Below are 16,265 nucleotides of genomic sequence, written 5' to 3' on the forward strand. Positions count from 1 at the left end.
CGGACCGTGTCATAAGGCAAGCGCAACTGTAATTTCAAGAAAAATGCGTTTTGGCGCATGGAAGATTGAGCGAAGCTTTTCCGCGATGACGGTTTTGACGCGCACATATATGGACTGGAACGCCACGGCGCCGCTTTTGCCTGCCGTGCGGGATGCTCTTGTCCGCGCTCTCGATATCACGGGTAATCCGTCCTCCGTACACCGGGAAGGGCGCGCAGCCCGTGCGGCCGTCGAGGCCGCGCGTCGTGACGTTGCTTTGGTCTGCGGCGCCCAGGCGTCGCATGTGACCTTTGCGAGCGGTGCGACCGAAGCGGCCAATCTGGTGCTTTCGCCTGAATTCAAGATGGGGCGCGCTCCCGTACGCTATGGTCGTCTTTACGTTTCGGCGATCGAACACCCGGCTTTTCGCGAAGGTGGCCGGTTCGACAAGGCTGACGTTACGGAAATTCCCGTTACGTCAGCGGGTGTCATCGATCTTGCGGCCCTTGAGGCGCTGCTGTCAGCGCACGACAAGTCCACTGGTCTGCCGATGGTCGCCTGCATGCTGGTCAATAATGAGACCGGCATTCTTCAGCCGGTGGCTGAAGCGGCGCGGCTTGCACATGCAGCTGGGGGATTGATGGTCGTCGATGCCGTACAGGCTGCCGGCCGCGTTCCGCTCGATATCAATGCATTGGATGCCGATTTCCTTGTGATCTCGTCCCACAAGCTTGGTGGCCCGAAGGGTGCTGGGGCGCTGGTGTCCCGCGGCGAGGTGATGATGCCGAAGCCGCTGATCCATGGTGGCGGTCAGGAAAAGGGACATCGTTCCGGTACTGAAAATACCCTGTCGGTCATCGGTTTCGGTGCCGCCGCCGCTATTGCTGCGCAAAACCTCGAGACCGAAGCGACGCGTCTTGCAGCGCTGCGCGCAAGGCTGGAAGACGGCATGCGGGCAGTCGCGCCTGACGTGATCATCTACGGTGAGGATGTCGGCCGTGTCGGCAATACCACGTTTTTCACCTTGCCCGGTTTGAAGGCGGAAACGGGCCAGATTGCATTCGATATCGAAGGCATTGCGCTCTCGGCCGGTTCGGCCTGCTATTCCGGCAAGGTGGGTGAAAGCCATGTGCTGACGGCGATGGGACGCGATCCCAAGCTTGGCGCACTCAGGATTTCCCTTGGTCATGCGACTGATGAGGCGGATATCGAGCACGCGCTCGCAGCCTTTACGAAAATTGCCGGGCGGCGCAGGCTGACCGGTCAGGCCGCTTAAAATGCGGCAAAGAATTGCGGAATAGCAATTTTCCGCTTGCCGGGATGTGTGAAAAGCGCCATCCCGCACTTACATGGGTATAAGCTCCGCCCCGTTTATACGGGCCCGGATTATTTGCCCGAAGATGGATGAAGGCGGCTATCCGCCTTGATACGTTGACAAGCCACCGGACCTTGGCTCCGGCGAGATTGGAGAACGACATGGCAGCGGTTCAGGAAACGATCGATCAGGTTCGCCAGATCGATGTGGACCAGTATAAATACGGCTTCGAAACCGAAATTGAAGTCGACAAGGCCCCGAAGGGCCTTTCGGAAGAGGTGATCCGCTTCATCTCGGCCAAGAAGCAGGAGCCGGAATGGATGCTGGAATCGCGTCTTGAGGCTTACAAGCGCTGGCTGACGATGGAAGAGCCGACATGGGCGCGCGTCAGCTACCCCAAGATCGACTTCAACGATCTCTATTATTATGCCGCACCGAAAAGCACGCCCGGCCCGAAGTCGCTGGACGAAGTCGATCCGGAGCTGCTGAAGGTTTACGAGAAGCTGGGCATTCCGCTGAAGGAACAGGAAATCCTGGCCGGCGTGGAAAATCGTCGTGTGGCCGTGGATGCCGTGTTCGACAGCGTCTCGGTTGTCACCACCTTCAAGGCGGAACTGGCAAAGGCCGGCGTGATCTTCATGTCGATCTCCGAAGCCGTGCGCGAGTATCCTGATCTGGTGAAGAAATATCTCGGCTCGGTCGTGCCGCAGACCGACAATTTTTACGCAACGCTGAACTCGGCCGTCTTTACCGATGGTTCCTTCGTGTTCGTGCCGAAGGGCGTGCGGTGCCCGATGGAGCTTTCCACCTATTTCCGCATCAACGAAAAGAACACCGGCCAGTTCGAGCGCACGCTGATCATCGCCGAAGAGGGCGCCTACGTCTCCTATCTGGAAGGCTGCACGGCACCTCAGCGCGACGAGAACCAGCTTCACGCCGCCGTGGTGGAACTCGTGGCACTCGACGATGCCGAAATCAAATATTCCACAGTCCAGAACTGGTATCCGGGCGACAAGGACGGCAAGGGCGGCATCTACAACTTCGTGACCAAGCGCGGCGATTGCCGTGGCAACCGTTCGAAGATTTCGTGGACGCAGGTTGAAACCGGTTCTGCCATCACCTGGAAATACCCGTCCTGCATTTTGCGCGGCGACGACAGCCGTGGCGAATTCTATTCGATTGCGGTTTCCAACGGCCATCAGCAGATCGACAGTGGCACCAAGATGATCCATCTCGGCAAGAACACGTCGAGCCGCATCATCGCCAAGGGCATTGCCGCCGGTTTCTCGGAAAACGTCTATCGCGGACAGGTCTCGGCTCACCGCAAGGCGACCAACACGCGCAACTTCACGCAGTGCGACTCGCTTCTGATCGGCGACAAGTGCGGCGCCCATACCGTGCCCTATATCGAGGCGAAGAACTCGTCTGCTCATTTCGAGCATGAGGCGACCACGTCGAAGATTTCCGAAGACCAGCTGTTCTATTGCCTGCAGCGCGGCATTCCCGAGGAGTCGGCCATCGCACTGATCGTCAACGGCTTCGTGAAGGATGTCATCCAGCAGCTGCCGATGGAGTTTGCGGTTGAAGCGCAGAAGCTGATCGGCATTTCGCTGGAAGGTTCGGTCGGCTGATCGTCATACGAATACGCACTTTGAGTGCGCGGTTTCGCGCACCTTCGCTCACACTATTCTTAGGATAAAACCATGCTTGAAATCATCGACCTGCACGCAAAGATCGCCGATACCGAAACCGAGATCATCAAGGGCCTCAACCTGAAGGTTGCTGCCGGTGAAGTTGCGGCCATCATGGGCCCGAACGGTTCCGGCAAGTCGACGCTGTCCTACATCCTGTCGGGCCGCGAAGACTATGAAGTCACCTCCGGGGACATCCTCTACAACGGCGAAAGCATTCTGGAACTGGATGCCGCCGAGCGCGCTGCCAAGGGTATTTTCCTGGCCTTCCAGTATCCGGTCGAAATTCCCGGTGTTGCCACCATGCAGTTCCTCAAGGTTGCTATGAACGAGCAGCGCAAGGCGCGCGGCGAGGCCGAGCTGACGACGCCGGACTTTATCCGTCGCGTCAAGGAAGCTGCCGGCGATCTTAAGATCGACATGGACATGCTGAAGCGTCCGCTGAACGTTGGTTTCTCCGGCGGTGAGAAGAAGCGCGCCGAAATCCTACAGATGGCGCTGCTGGAGCCGAAGCTGTGCGTTCTCGACGAAACCGATAGCGGCCTCGACATCGACGCGCTGAAGATCGTGGCTGATGGCGTCAATGCGCTGAAGTCGCCGGATCGCGCCACTGTCGTCATCACCCACTACCAGCGCCTGCTCGATTACATCGTGCCTGATAGCGTTCACGTTCTTTACAAGGGCAAGATCATCCGTTCGGGCGACAAGGCCCTGGCGCTGGAGCTGGAAAACAATGGTTACGCCGACATCATCGGTGAAGCGGCCTAAGCCAGAGGCCAGGAGGTGATGTCCATGAACATTCAAACGACCAATCGGCTGACGCCAACGGAAACCGCGCTGATCGACGCCTATACCGCCAAGTTCAGCGAATTGCCGGGCAATGGTGCGGTTGTCGCCGCCCGTGACGTGCTGTTCGACGATCTGAAGACCGGCGGTCTTCCGACCCGCCGCATCGAGGCGTGGCACTATACCGATCTCAAGAGCCTGTTGCGTGCCATTCCCGAGGACCAGCCCGCACCTGTTATCGAAAAGCAGGCGTCTGTTGTCGCCGGCTCGTCCGTCGCCTACGTGCTGCATGGCACGGCCAATGTCGGCAAGATCGAAGATATCAGCGTTTCCAGTTTTGCCGAGAGGCTGCTTGACGGCTCGGCCGCCACAGGCCTTGCGGAAGCCAGCAAGGACGACGTGATCGGCCGTATCAACGGCAGCTTCGTGCGCGACGGCCTGACGCTCGACATTCCCGCCGATGCCGAGATCGAAAAGCCGATCGAATTGCAGGCGATCCATGGCGCAGGTCAGGTTCACAGCCGCTTCCCGGTGCGCTTCGGCAAGGGTTCCAAGGCGACCGTCATCGAGCGTCACCTTTCGGTGACTTCGGATGCCGCCCTGGTTTCCTCCGTCACCGACATCGTTGTCGAAGACGGTGCGGAAGTGACCTGGATCATCCTGCAGCAACAGGGTGCGGCCGATATTCATCTTGGCCAGCTGCGCATGAAAATCGGTGCGGACGCCAAGATTCGTCTATTCGTCATTAATGCCGGCGGTAAGCTGGTGCGGCAGGAACTGCGCATCGACGTGGACGGCGAGGGTACTGACCTCATCGTTCGCGGCGTCAACCTGTTGGGCGGCGAAACCCATACCGACGTGACGATGGTTCTTGGCCACAACGTGCCGAACACGACCTCGACGGAAGTGTTCCGCAACGTGGTCTTCGACCGTGCAAAGGGCATTTTCCAGGGCATGATCCGGGTTGCCCCCGATGCCCAGAAGACCGATGCGAAGATGGCGTGTAATACGCTGCTGATGTCTGACGATGGCGAGTTCTCGGCAAAGCCGGAGCTTGAAATCTTCGCCGACGACGTTCAGTGCGGTCACGGTGCGACGGTTGCCGATATTGACGACAACCATCTCTATTATCTGATGGCGCGCGGCGTGCCGCGGGCAAAGGCGCGGGCGATGCTCGTCAACGCCTTTGTCGCTGAGATCGCCGAGGAACTGGAAGAAGAAAATCTGGTAGAGGCGCTGGAGACTATCATCTCCGGCTGGCTGGAACATCATGCCTGAGAGCGAACGCGCCGCATTGGCGGCCCCTTATGACGTTGAAGCCGTGCGGAAGGATTTCCCGATCCTGTCGCGCGAGGTCTATGGCAAGCCGCTGGTCTATCTCGACAACGGCGCGTCCGCTCAAAAACCGCAGGTGGTGATCGACGCCGTTTCGCATGCTTATTCCAATGAATACGCGAATGTGCATCGTGGCCTGCATTTCCTCTCCAATGCCGCAACTGACGCCTATGAGGCGGCGCGCGAAAAGGTGCGCCGTTTCCTGAATGCCGGTTCGGTGGACGAGATCGTCTTCACCAAATCCTCCACCGAGGCGATCAATACGGTTGCTTACGGTTACGGCATGCCAAAGATCGGCGAGGGCGACGAGATCGTCATCTCGATCATGGAACATCACTCCAACATCGTGCCGTGGCATTTCATTCGCGAGCGGCAGGGCGCCAAGCTCGTCTGGGTGCCTGTCGATGATGACGGCGCGTTCCATATCGAGGCTTTCGAAAAAAGCCTGACGGAGCGCACCAAGCTCGTTGCCATCACCCATATGTCGAATGCGCTGGGCACCATCGTGCCGGTCAAGGAAATCTGCCGCATCGCCCATGAGCGCGGCATTCCGGTGCTTGTCGATGGCTCTCAGGGCGCGGTTCACATGCCGGTCGACGTGCGCGATATTGATTGCGACTGGTACGTCATGACCGGCCACAAGCTTTACGGTCCCTCGGGCATCGGCGTGCTCTACGGCAAGGCTGACCGCCTGAGCGAGATGCGGCCGTTCCAGGGCGGCGGCGAGATGATCCTCGACGTGTCCGAAGACAATGTGACCTATAACGAGCCGCCGCATCGTTTCGAAGCGGGAACGCCGCCCATCGTGCAGGCTATCGGTCTTGGCTATGCGCTTGATTACATGGACAATCTCGGCCGCGCCGCAATTGCAGCCCACGAGGCTGATCTTGCGGCTTATGCTGCCGAGCGGCTGCGCGAGGTCAACTCACTGCGAATCATCGGCAATGCGCCTGATAAGGGCGGTATCTTCTCCTTCGAACTCGAGGGCATCCATGCCCATGACGTGTCGATGGTGATAGACCGGCGCGGTGTTGCCGTGCGTGCCGGCACCCATTGTGCCATGCCGCTCTTGAAACGGTTCGGCGTCACCTCCACATGCCGGGCATCGTTCGGCCTTTACAATACCCGCGCCGAAGTAGATCGTCTTGTCGAGGCGCTTGACTATGCGCGCAAATTTTTCGCCTGATATCAGGATTGAGGTTCAGGACCATGACTGCCGAAGCCACTGCAAAGACCCATGATGTGACCGAAGACGCTGCAAAGCCGTCTTCCATTGCGCCCGACGAACTGGCGCGTCTTAGCGACGACGTGATCGCGGCGCTGAAAACCGTGTACGATCCGGAAATTCCGGCCGATATTTTCGAACTCGGTCTCGTTTACAAGATCGACATCGAGGACGACCGGATGGTCAAGATCGTCATGACGCTGACAGCACCGGGCTGCCCGGTGGCCGGCGAAATGCCGGGCTGGGTGGAAAATGCCGTCGGCGCTGTCGAAGGTGTTTCCGGTGTCGAAGTGTCGATGACCTTCGATCCGCCGTGGACGCCGGACCGTATGTCGGAAGAGGCTCAGGTCGCCGTCGGCTGGTATTGAGACTGACGTGATTTTGACAGGCGTCATCCCTTGATGGCGCCTTCAAGCGCTATTAAATTGAAATCCATAAACATCGAGCCTTGAACTCGATTGTCGAAGGAGAATTAAGCCCATGGGCTTTGCGATCATGACCATGACCGGCGCTGCTGCCTCGCGCGTTAAAGCAATCGTCGAGAATTCCGGCCCGGACGCCAAGGGTGTGCGCGTCGGCATCAAGAAGGGCGGCTGCGCGGGCATGGAATATACCATCGACCTCGTGACGGAAGCGGATGCGAAGGACGATCTGGTCGAATTCGATGGAGCCAAGGTGTGGGTTCAGCCCTCCGCCGTGCTCTATCTGCTCGGCACCCAGATGGATTTTGAAGTGACCAAGATGCGCTCCGGCTTCACCTTCAACAACCCGAACCAGACGTCCGCTTGCGGCTGCGGTGAGTCGGTGGAACTGAAGCCTGCCGATCTGGCGGCGCTGGCGAAGCAGCGCGAGGCTGAAGCCAGCGTTTGATTGGCTGCGCCATTTTTCCGATCAGCGGGATGTTTGCTGTTTCAGCGTATCGATAAAATCCGCCAGCGGATGAATCGATGGCGTCGTTGTCAAAAGCGGCTCGAGAGCTGCTGCAATCTTCCCGCAATCCTCCTCGGCAAGTGGTCGAAGGCTGGAGCTGACTTTGTTGTAGTCGGGCGTTCCGCGTGACGCGAGGGAGCGATTGATCACAAACAGTTCCGTTTGCCCGTCAATTCGTTCCACGAAGAGCGCAAGCGAACCGCCGTCTGCGGCAGCGGCGCTATCCGATACCGATTTGAACATCGAAACTCTCCGTAAATCATGAACCTTTTCCGTTGAGGCCGTTGCAGCCTCGACGGCTCGTCTCACTCGTGCCGCAGCGCCTCGATCGGGCTCAAACTCGCTGCCCGCCGCGCCGGGAAATAGCCGAAAATCACGCCGATGGCAGCCGAGAAGGCGAAGGCGAGGAAGATGATCGACGGGCTGGTGACGAAGGGCACGTTGAGGAAGCTGACGACGCCGTAGGCAAGGCCAAGGCCCGTTAATATGCCGACGGTGCCGCCCAGGGCAGAGAGCATGACGGCTTCCACCAGAAACTGCGTCAGTACCTGTTTTTCCAGTGCACCGATGGCGAGGCGAATGCCGATCTCGCGGGTGCGCTCGGTTACCGAAACCAGCATGATGTTCATGATGCCGATGCCGCCGACCAGCAGGCTGACGGCTGCAACCGCACCCAGGAGCCCGGTGAGCAGCGTCGTCGTGCCGGTCATGGCCGAGGCGATCTGCGTCATGTCGTTGACGGTGAAATCATCCTCGCGGCCAATGTTGATGCGCCGCCGCTCGCGCAGCAGGTTCTGCAGGTCGCTTTGCACCTTGGCGGTGGAAACGCCGTCCTGCGCGGAGACCATGATCGAGGAAATGGTGGTGGTGCCGCCGATGCGCCGCTGGTGGATTTTGAGCGGCATGATGATCGTGTCATCCTGATCGTCGCCGAGGCCGGATTGGCCTTTTCGGGCGAGAACACCGATGACGGGGCAGGAGATGTTGCTGACGCGGATCGTCTGGCCGACAGGGTTTTCAGCGCCAAATAGTTCCTGCCGCACCGTTTCGCCGATGATGCAGCCTATCTGCCCTCCGCGATCTTCGGCCGGCTGGAAGTCACGGCCCAGCGCAAGCGTCCAGTCCTGTGCCACAAGATAATCATTGGTGGTGCCGATGACGCTTGTCTGGTGGTTCTTGCCGCCGAAAATGACCGTTGCGGCGGAGCTGCGGTTTTGCGGAGCAACGGCGCGCAGGCCGCTGATCTGGTTGCGGATCGCCTCGACATCGCGATCATCGAAACGTTTGGCTTCCGTGCTGGCGCGGCCGGGCCCGAACTGGCCGGGGCGCACGAACAGCATGTTGGTGCCGAGCCGCGACAATTCCGATTTCACCTGTTCGGTCGTGCCGTTGCCGATGGTTACCATGGCGATGACGGCGGCAACACCGATGACGACGCCGAGCACGGTGAGGAAGGAGCGGAGCAGGTTGCGGCTGATGGCGCGCAGCGCAAGACGCGACGTTTCAAAGAACATCGGAAGTCTCCTTGTTTTCCGCTGCGCTGTCGGAGGCGAGATGGCCGTCCACGAAACGCAGGAGGCGTCCCGCATGGGCTGCGATATCCTCTTCATGCGTGACCATGACGACCGTAATGCCCTTGTCGCGGTTGAGCGTGGTGATCAGCTCCATGATCTCGGCGCTGGTTTTGGTGTCGAGGTTGCCTGTGGGTTCGTCGGCCAGAAGCAGAGCGGGGCGGGTGACGATGGCCCGCGCAATGGCCACACGCTGCTGCTGACCGCCGGAAAGCTCCTGCGTCGTGTGGTGCTCGCGGCCCTTCAGACCCACCTGTGCCAGCGCCTCCATGGCGCGCGCGCGCCGTTCCGAGGCTTTCATGCCCCGGTACACGAGCGGCAGCTCGACATTTTCCACCGCCGAGGTCCGCGACAGGAGGTTGAAGCCCTGAAACACGAAACCCAGCATGTGGCGGCGCAGCAGCGTCAGATGTTCATTGTCGAAACCGCTGGTCGGCACGCCCTGAAACAAATATTCGCCCGATGTCGGCACATCCAGGCAGCCGATGATGTTCATCGAGGTGGATTTGCCGGAGCCGGATGGCCCCACGATGGCGACGAATTCCTTCTCGTGGATCGACAGGCTGACGCCGTCAAGCGCGCGGATCGTCGCTTCGCCCCGGCCATATTGCTTGACGACATCGCGGAATTCTATGAGCGGCGGCTGTTGCATGTGGTTTTCCTCCGTCAGCCGGCGTTGCGGGCTGAGGCGTCGGTAATCACCAGATCGTCGGCCTTCAACTCGCCCGATTTTACCACGGTATGCTGGCCATCGGTGGAGCCGGTTTCGATCGAAACCGAGACTGGTGTGTTGTTACGCAGCACCCACACCGTTCTTTTGCCTGTCGCGGCCGGACCGGCATCGCGGTTCTGCGACCGGCCCATGCGGGGAGGGCGGAACAGGCTCATCAAGCCACCGCCACGGGAGGCGGATTCGCGCGGCGGCGTATATCGGAGCGCGGAATTCGGCACAAGCAGGGTATCCTTGATCTCCTCGACGACGATATTGGCGGTTGCCGTCATGCCGGGGCGCAGCAGCAATTCCTCATTGTCCACCGTCAATATGCCCTTGTAGGTCACTACGTTAGACACGGTCTCGGAGGCGAAACGCACGGTCTCTATTTCAGCCGGGAAGCTACGGTCGGGATAGGCATCGACGTTGAAGGTGGCCTTCTGCCCGGTTTCAACCTTGCCGACATCCGCCTCATCCACCGACACCTGCAATTCCATATGGCGCAGATCGCCAGCAATGGTGAACAGCACGGGAGCGTTGAGCGAGGAGGCAACGGTGGCGCCGGGATCGACACTGCGGGTGAGGATGACACCATCGATGGGCGAGACGATCTTCGCCTTGCCGAGATTGACCTCGGCCAGCCGCAAATCCGCTTCCGCCGAAAGCACGGTCGCCTCGTTGACCTGCAGCGTGGCGCCGGCGGCATCGTGGTTGAACTGCGCGGCATCCAGATCCTGCTGGCTGGAGACCCGGCTCTGGACGAGGGACCGCAGACGCTCCATCGATGTTTTCGCTGAGCCGAGATCGGCGCGCGCCTTCAGCACATTGGCCTTGGCGGAGGCAAGCTTGGCGCGGGCGCTCTGCACGTCGGCCTCCAGCTTGTTGGTGTCCAGTTCCGCCAGAATATCGCCTGATTTGACCGGGCTGTTATAGGTAACGTTGACCTTGCGAATGGTGCCGGACAATTCGCTGGATATGTCGACCTGATCGGTCGGCTGGACTGAGCCGGTGGAGGTTACGATGACGGAAAGGTCGCCCTGTCTCGCCGCTTCCGTGGTGTAGGTATAGGCGACTCCTGCGGCACGCGACTGGTAATAATAACCAAGGCCCCCGCCGATCAGCACCACGGCTGCTGCGGCATAGAGATAGCGGCGCGACTTCTTCTTTCTACCTGACCTGCTGGTACCCAGAATGTCCCGCAGATCGGGCTGGCTGTTTTCCGTGTCGCGGCCATTGGTGTTGGCGTCATTCATTTTCGTCACCCGCAAAATTCAAAATACCACAGAGGATTGTTTCCAACCCCTGTTTCCGGTCCGTCTGTCGCTGTTTGTATTCCTCTGATTGTGGGAAGTGACATAGCTTGCCCAAAGGGGGAAGTGAAAACTTGGTAATATTTATGATAGCTCTGGTCTGCTAGAGATAAATCCGAAAAGGCCGATGCCATTGATGTGGCGCCGGTTTTCAGCAGCGACATGCAGGACGATGATATAATGAACGACAATGTGGTGAAGTTCCGCAAACCGGCGCCCCCGAAAAAGCCGCGCCAGCCGCTTGGGCCAAAATCGAAAAAAGCCCTGACGATCGCCGCCATCATCGCTTTTTTTGCCGCCGCCTGGGGGTATTTTACGCTGTTCGGGCAGGGGTGACGCTCTGAAAGCCGTATTGGGTATAGATGCCGCATGGACTGTTACCCAGCCAAGCGGGGTCGCCTTGGTCATCAACGATGGAACAGGCTGGACGCTGCGTGCCGCCGCATCTTCCTACGTCGGCTTCCTTGCCTGTGGAACCGATATCCCGGTTCTCGCTGATCGCCCAAGGGGATCAGTTGCTGAAGCATCGGCGCTTCTGGCGGCCGCAGAAGCCCTTGCGGGATGCAAGATCGATCTCGTTACGATTGATATGCCGCTCTCGCATCAACCGATTACTGCCCGCCGTGCTTCTGACAATCTGGTGTCTTCCGCCTATGGTTCCCGGCAATGCGGCACCCACACCCCAAATGCAATCAGGCCCGGCAAGGTCAGTGATGATCTTAAAATGGGGTTTGAACTTGCGGGATATCCGTTATTAACCAGGGAAATCAGCAGTCCTGGTCTGCTCGAAGTCTACCCGCACCCTGCGCTCGTTGAACTGACCAACGCCGCGAAACGGCTTCCGTATAAGCAGGGAAAAGTCGGCAGCTACTGGCGGTCGGATACGTCCGCAGACCGTCGCGCCAAACTCCTCGAGGTCTGGTCTTTCATCATCGCACATCTGGATCGACGGATAGGTGGGGTTGCCGATGCACTCATCATTCCCGCGACGAATGCAAAGGGATGGGAGATGAAGGCTTTCGAGGACAAGATGGATGCCGTCGTGTGCGCCTGGGTCGGGATTTGTGCTTTGGAGAGTGAGGCAGTGCCGTATGGCGACGACATTTCCGCGATCTGGATTCCGAAAGCGGCAGTTTAGATCAAGATGGCGACCCCTGCAGGATTCGAACCTGCGACATTCGACTTAGAAGGTCGACGCTCTATCCAGCTGAGCTAAGGGGCCGTCGTGCCGGACTATTGTTGCTCCGGCTGAAAATCGTTCAGTGCGTCTTCTTCAATGCGTCCAGGGCTGGGTGCGGTTGAAGCGGAAATTATCCGTGTAGGATACAACCTTGCGGGTTGCTTCCTTTGGCTGGATGACGCGGTATTCGATGCCCTTGCGCTGCGCATAGGCTTCGGCCTGTTCCTGCGTCTCGAATGTCAGCTTGACCTGCTGCTTCATGTCGGATGTCGAGGTGTATCCCATGATCGGATCGATCTTGCGCGGGACCTCAGCGTCGAATTCCAGAACCCAGACATTGGTTTTCGCCTTGCCGGATTGCATGGCGGTCTTTGCAGGGCGGTAAATCTTCGCAGACATGTCGAAACTGCTCCGGTTGGGCGGTGGGGCATGCGCCCCGGATTACTATTCACGTACCTGAATAGAATAACCAAATCGTGTCAGGAACGCTGAATTTGAAATGGACCGACTCCATGTGAGAGTCAAGACGATTATCCTTTGCGACCTCTTCACGGTCCCACCGCGTTGCATGAGTTTTCAATAATCGAGACAATGGGCTCAACAAAGATGAATTTCCCTGTTGCGGACTGCGGGTGAACCGTGTATTCCCCAGCCATCGCCTCGGCGGAGTGTAGCGCAGTCTGGTAGCGCATCTGGTTTGGGACCAGAGGGTCGGGAGTTCGAATCTCTCCACTCCGACCATTTTCTTGTAATGTAAGTGCTTGAAATTCTGGAATCATATTGATTTTCCAGCATGTTTGTCCGAACTACCCTTACAAATCTCGTTACAAAACGGGTTCGGACATGAGCAAAAACAAGACACGCAAGCTTCCCCAATATCTGCATTTTATCGACGGACGATATTGTGTCCGTGTGCGATCAAGCCTGAGCTTCGACCATACCTTTCCGGCAAGCACCAATTCTATCAGGCTCTCGGTGGCGATCTCCGCACGGCTAAGGAGAACAGCCACTATCATGTCGCGGTCTTCAAGGAAGAACTTCGCAAGGCTGCTAGAGCCTACGCGCTGGACACCGGAAGGCAGGTGGCCGTGGTCAGCGATCCTATAGACCCGGCGAAGCTCATGGTGCGGCAGTATCGCAGCATGATCGAATATGACGAGGACATGCGCAATGCCGACCACCGATATTCCCGGCACGGCTATCCCGACGAGCAGGTGGTGGCGAGGCTTCGTGATGGCGTTACCGGGCGTCTTTCGGATCAAGAGTATCACGAACTCGTCAGTGCCAGCCTTCAGGCGCTGCACGTCGCAGATGCGCCGAACGCTCGACCGGATGCACCCGACTTCCGCACGGTTGCCCGTGCGCTGTCCATTGCGCAACTTGAGGGGCTTTCTCGAATAGCGGAGCGTGACGACGGCGATTTCACCGGCAAGCCGGAACATCCTGCTTTGGTCGAAGCCATCGAGCAGGAAGAAGCAGAGCGGGCTACCGAGCGCGAAATCCAGCCGTTCGATCATTGGACGTTCGATATGGTGATCGACGAGCAAGAGCGCCGCGCCGCCTTGGGCTTGGGTCGCCCGAAATCCAAATCCACTCTCGAAAAATATCGTGTCGCACAATACGACTTTGAGCATTTCCGCAGGAACAAGAAAGTAGGGACGATCACGCTTGCCGATGGCAAGGCGTGGCGCGACCATATGCTTGAGGCTGGCAAGCTGTCCCGGAAGACGGTTAAGGACAAAATCACCGTTATCCGCACCCTAATGGGCTGGGCGAACATGCAATCGGAAAAGCGGATGTTTCCGCTAGGTGATCCATGGGCGGCGCTGGAGCTTCCGCACGTTGAGAAGGGCGATGGCGCTGATCGCACCTATTCGTTGAAAGACGCCCGGCACTTTCTGGAGTTCGCCCGCACCGCCACACGTGCAAGCAATCGTTGGATACCGTGGATCATTGCCCATACCGGCGCACGGGTGAATGAAATCACGCCGTTGGAAAAGGCAGACATCTCAAAGATTGAAGGCCATTGGTTCATCCATATCCGTGTCGGTGAGGGCAGGGACACTAAGACACATAAGGGCCGCAAGGTGCCGGTGCATCGCGCGCTCATCAACGAAGGCTTCATTGAATGGGTGAACCAGCAGCCAGAGGGCAAGCTCTTTCCGGGCGGTGAGAATGAAGACCAGCGCATCAGGGAATGGATTCACGAGAAGGTGTTCCCAAACCGGAAGGACATGCCGCCGCCGAATCACGGCTTCCGGCACTTGTTCGAAGACGCCTTGTTCGCGGGCGTGAGCCACAAGGCGGCGCTTTATATCACCGGTCGCTCATCCGGTTCTTCCGCAGATGATTATGGTGGCAGCGATCTCCGGTTGCTCGAAATTGCCGAACAGATGCACAAGGTGCGAGATATTATTGTCAACAATACTGTGGTGGAGTGATTGCCGTGGTAACATTTTTGAAGAGAGCATTCCTATCTTTAAGTAGCTTCGATGTTTTGAAACGCATATCAGATTTTGCGGGAGTTATGACCAGATTAGGTTTTCTAGCTGTTTTTTTTGTTTTTATTTCAAAATTTTACGATGCAACTCCTAAAGATGGCAATCTATTTACAAGTTGGCTGAGGTTCTCACTTTCGGGCGCGAGAACTGTCATTGGCATAACATTCGCCTGTCTCTCGGTTGTATTCGTATTTTTCTCCATCCGATGGGCAACTGAACACTATCTGTATTTACTTCAAGGGCGTGGTGTGATTGCGAAGTGCGTCTTCATATCTTTGTTTGTCGTGTCAACCGTTTGGAGCATAGGGGTGTCTACGGGAATTGTGTATGCGCTTGTGCGACAGGGAGTCAGCCTCGGTCCATAACAATAAATATAAGAAATAATTCCTATTCAATAGGAAAATAATCATTTTTGGGATTCACAAGTGAGTCCTGATATGAGACTCTCTCCTCAAGTTAATTGAGGACGGATCGCTTGCTGCTTGCCAATATCGTATCGAATGCAAAGAGGGCTATTGGCTTACAGGCAGAACAGAAGGCGTATTCCCTCACTGATCCTATGATCAGCGAAATCTTCGGGTCGATCCCTACTGCATCCGGCGTTGTCATTACTGGTAACTCCGCGATGCACGTCCCGGCAGTTCTTCATGCCGTCCGACTGATATCCGAAACAATCGGATCGCTCCCTTGCAAGCTCTACCGCGAAGCAGGTGACAGCAAGGAAGCCGCCAAGGATCACAGCGCACACAAGATTGCCCATAGCCGGGCGAACGACTGGACGAGCGCCGGGCAGCTTCGCATCGATCTCACCATCGACGCGCTGTTGCATGGTGCTGGCTATGCGCAGGTTGTCCGCGCCTCCGATGATCGCCCCCTTGAACTTCACCGCCTCGACCCGTCGAAGGTGCAGCGCAACGTCGAGGATGACGGCGAACCCTATTACTTGGTTTCGACCACGCGCGGGCAGGTGCGCCTTTCCTATCGTGACGTTCTCTACATCCCGGCATTCGGTGGCGTCTCGCCCGTCAAGCTTGGCCGGGAAGCTATTGGCGTTGCTGCCGTTCTGGAACGCCATGCCTCGCAGTTCTTCGGTTCCGGCGCACGGCCCAGCGGCGTTTTCACGAACGAGCAGAAGCAGGGCGGCGATGCCGGAACAGCGACGATCACTGCCATTCTGAAGTCGTTTCGAAAGTGGAAGGCTAGCGTGAACGGCGATCCGCTGATTATCGACGGCGGTTGGAAGTTCGAACAGCCTGCCATGACCAGCACCGATGCGCAGTTCATCGAAAACCGCCTCGAACAGATCAACGAAATTGCTCGTATCTTCGGCGTCCCGCCGCACATGCTCTATCAGCTTGAGCGTGCGACATGGAGCAACGCCGAACAGATGGCGGCTTCCTTCCTTCAGCTTTGCCTTCGGCCTTGGCTCGACAAGTGGCAGGACGCTTTCGCTACGGTCCTGTTGACCGACGAAGAACGCGACACCCTTTATTTCGAATTCGTCATTGACGACCTTCAGCGCGCCGATGCAGCGGGCCGCGCCGAAATCTTCGGTAAGCTTGTCGCCATGCGCGCCATGACCTCTAACGAAGTGCGCGCCGCCATGAACCTGCCTGCAATGCCGGGCGGTGACGAACTGGCAAACCCCTACACGACCACCACAACGACCGGCCCGGCAGATCGCCAGCCGCCGAAGGAGAACGCATGACCATCGCCCAGCTTGTGGCTTC

The 16,265-nt window shown here is 58.1% G+C and carries 16 protein-coding genes and 2 tRNA genes; 12 read left to right on the forward strand and 6 right to left on the reverse strand.

The window, feature by feature from the left end; all coding sequences use genetic code 11:
• Nucleotides 1-85: 85 nt before the first annotated feature.
• From AC1DCP_RS05440 to sufA, 7 genes are all read left to right on the forward strand, one after another.
• Entirely contained in the window at nucleotides 86-1,255 is a 1,170-nt protein-coding gene (locus AC1DCP_RS05440; protein ID WP_065687400.1) for a cysteine desulfurase family protein, read from the forward strand.
• 200 nt (nucleotides 1,256-1,455) lie between these two features.
• Nucleotides 1,456-2,925, forward strand: coding sequence for a Fe-S cluster assembly protein SufB (gene sufB, locus AC1DCP_RS05445; RefSeq protein ID WP_065687246.1), 1,470 nt, complete (start codon nucleotides 1,456-1,458; stop codon nucleotides 2,923-2,925).
• A gap of 72 nt (nucleotides 2,926-2,997) precedes the next feature.
• Entirely contained in the window at nucleotides 2,998-3,753 is a 756-nt protein-coding gene (gene sufC, locus AC1DCP_RS05450) for a Fe-S cluster assembly ATPase SufC (protein WP_003507958.1), read from the forward strand.
• 24 nt (nucleotides 3,754-3,777) lie between these two features.
• Nucleotides 3,778-5,049, forward strand: a complete 1,272-nt coding sequence (sufD, locus tag AC1DCP_RS05455) for a Fe-S cluster assembly protein SufD (protein WP_476774159.1) — start codon at nucleotides 3,778-3,780, stop codon at nucleotides 5,047-5,049.
• Complete coding sequence (locus AC1DCP_RS05460) at nucleotides 5,042-6,292, forward strand: cysteine desulfurase (protein ID WP_003515973.1); 1,251 nt, start codon at nucleotides 5,042-5,044, stop codon at nucleotides 6,290-6,292. The genes sufD and AC1DCP_RS05460 overlap by 8 nt, the downstream gene beginning before the upstream one ends.
• A gap of 23 nt (nucleotides 6,293-6,315) precedes the next feature.
• Nucleotides 6,316-6,699 (forward strand): SUF system Fe-S cluster assembly protein, encoded by a 384-nt coding sequence (locus AC1DCP_RS05465; protein ID WP_003515972.1) that lies wholly within the window; start codon nucleotides 6,316-6,318, stop codon nucleotides 6,697-6,699.
• 112 nt (nucleotides 6,700-6,811) lie between these two features.
• Nucleotides 6,812-7,201 (forward strand): Fe-S cluster assembly scaffold SufA, encoded by a 390-nt coding sequence (gene sufA, locus AC1DCP_RS05470; protein WP_003515971.1) that lies wholly within the window; start codon nucleotides 6,812-6,814, stop codon nucleotides 7,199-7,201.
• A gap of 21 nt (nucleotides 7,202-7,222) precedes the next feature.
• Here the strand turns inward: sufA and AC1DCP_RS05475 are convergent, their stop codons facing one another.
• From AC1DCP_RS05475 to AC1DCP_RS05490, 4 genes are all read right to left on the reverse strand, one after another.
• On the reverse strand, nucleotides 7,223-7,504 hold the full coding sequence (locus AC1DCP_RS05475; RefSeq protein ID WP_019567106.1) for a hypothetical protein: 282 nt from the start codon (nucleotides 7,502-7,504) through the stop codon (nucleotides 7,223-7,225).
• A gap of 62 nt (nucleotides 7,505-7,566) precedes the next feature.
• Nucleotides 7,567-8,775, reverse strand: a complete 1,209-nt coding sequence (locus AC1DCP_RS05480; RefSeq protein ID WP_003515968.1) for an ABC transporter permease — start codon at nucleotides 8,773-8,775, stop codon at nucleotides 7,567-7,569.
• Complete coding sequence (locus tag AC1DCP_RS05485; RefSeq protein WP_476774160.1) at nucleotides 8,765-9,484, reverse strand: ABC transporter ATP-binding protein; 720 nt, start codon at nucleotides 9,482-9,484, stop codon at nucleotides 8,765-8,767. Before AC1DCP_RS05485 ends, AC1DCP_RS05480 begins: the two co-directional genes overlap by 11 nt.
• A 14-nt stretch (nucleotides 9,485-9,498) precedes the next feature.
• The gene (locus AC1DCP_RS05490; protein WP_065687401.1) at nucleotides 9,499-10,797 is read right to left on the reverse strand and encodes an efflux RND transporter periplasmic adaptor subunit; all 1,299 of its coding nucleotides are present in this window, start codon (nucleotides 10,795-10,797) and stop codon (nucleotides 9,499-9,501) included.
• A 237-nt stretch (nucleotides 10,798-11,034) separates the two neighbouring features.
• Between AC1DCP_RS05490 and AC1DCP_RS05495 the strand changes: the two genes are divergently transcribed.
• Nucleotides 11,035-11,190: a hypothetical protein gene (locus tag AC1DCP_RS05495; protein ID WP_003515963.1), complete on the forward strand. Its 156-nt coding sequence runs from the start codon at nucleotides 11,035-11,037 to the stop codon at nucleotides 11,188-11,190.
• 64 nt (nucleotides 11,191-11,254) lie between these two features.
• Nucleotides 11,255-11,992: a DUF429 domain-containing protein gene (locus tag AC1DCP_RS05500; RefSeq protein WP_065659271.1), complete on the forward strand. Its 738-nt coding sequence runs from the start codon at nucleotides 11,255-11,257 to the stop codon at nucleotides 11,990-11,992.
• 7 nt (nucleotides 11,993-11,999) lie between these two features.
• On the opposite strand, the gene AC1DCP_RS05505 is transcribed toward AC1DCP_RS05500, so the two are convergent.
• Nucleotides 12,000-12,076: transfer RNA gene (locus AC1DCP_RS05505), tRNA-Arg, on the reverse strand.
• 51 nt (nucleotides 12,077-12,127) lie between these two features.
• Nucleotides 12,128-12,433: an ETC complex I subunit gene (locus AC1DCP_RS05510; protein ID WP_003495468.1), complete on the reverse strand. Its 306-nt coding sequence runs from the start codon at nucleotides 12,431-12,433 to the stop codon at nucleotides 12,128-12,130.
• Between the two features lie 265 nt (nucleotides 12,434-12,698).
• On the opposite strand from AC1DCP_RS05510, the gene AC1DCP_RS05515 reads away from it, so the two are divergent.
• From AC1DCP_RS05515 to AC1DCP_RS05525, 3 genes are all read left to right on the forward strand, one after another.
• A tRNA-Pro gene (locus AC1DCP_RS05515) sits at nucleotides 12,699-12,775 on the forward strand.
• 20 nt (nucleotides 12,776-12,795) lie between these two features.
• Nucleotides 12,796-14,475 carry a site-specific integrase gene (locus tag AC1DCP_RS05520; RefSeq protein WP_476774161.1) on the forward strand — a complete coding sequence of 560 codons (1,680 nt, stop codon included), beginning with the start codon at nucleotides 12,796-12,798 and terminating at the stop codon, nucleotides 14,473-14,475.
• Nucleotides 14,476-15,094: 619 nt separating this feature from the next.
• The gene (locus tag AC1DCP_RS05525; RefSeq protein WP_476774162.1) at nucleotides 15,095-16,243 is read left to right on the forward strand and encodes a phage portal protein; all 1,149 of its coding nucleotides are present in this window, start codon (nucleotides 15,095-15,097) and stop codon (nucleotides 16,241-16,243) included.
• The last annotated feature ends 22 nt before the right edge of the window (nucleotides 16,244-16,265 follow it).

This window comes from Agrobacterium sp. 10T429, from assembly GCF_056393925.1.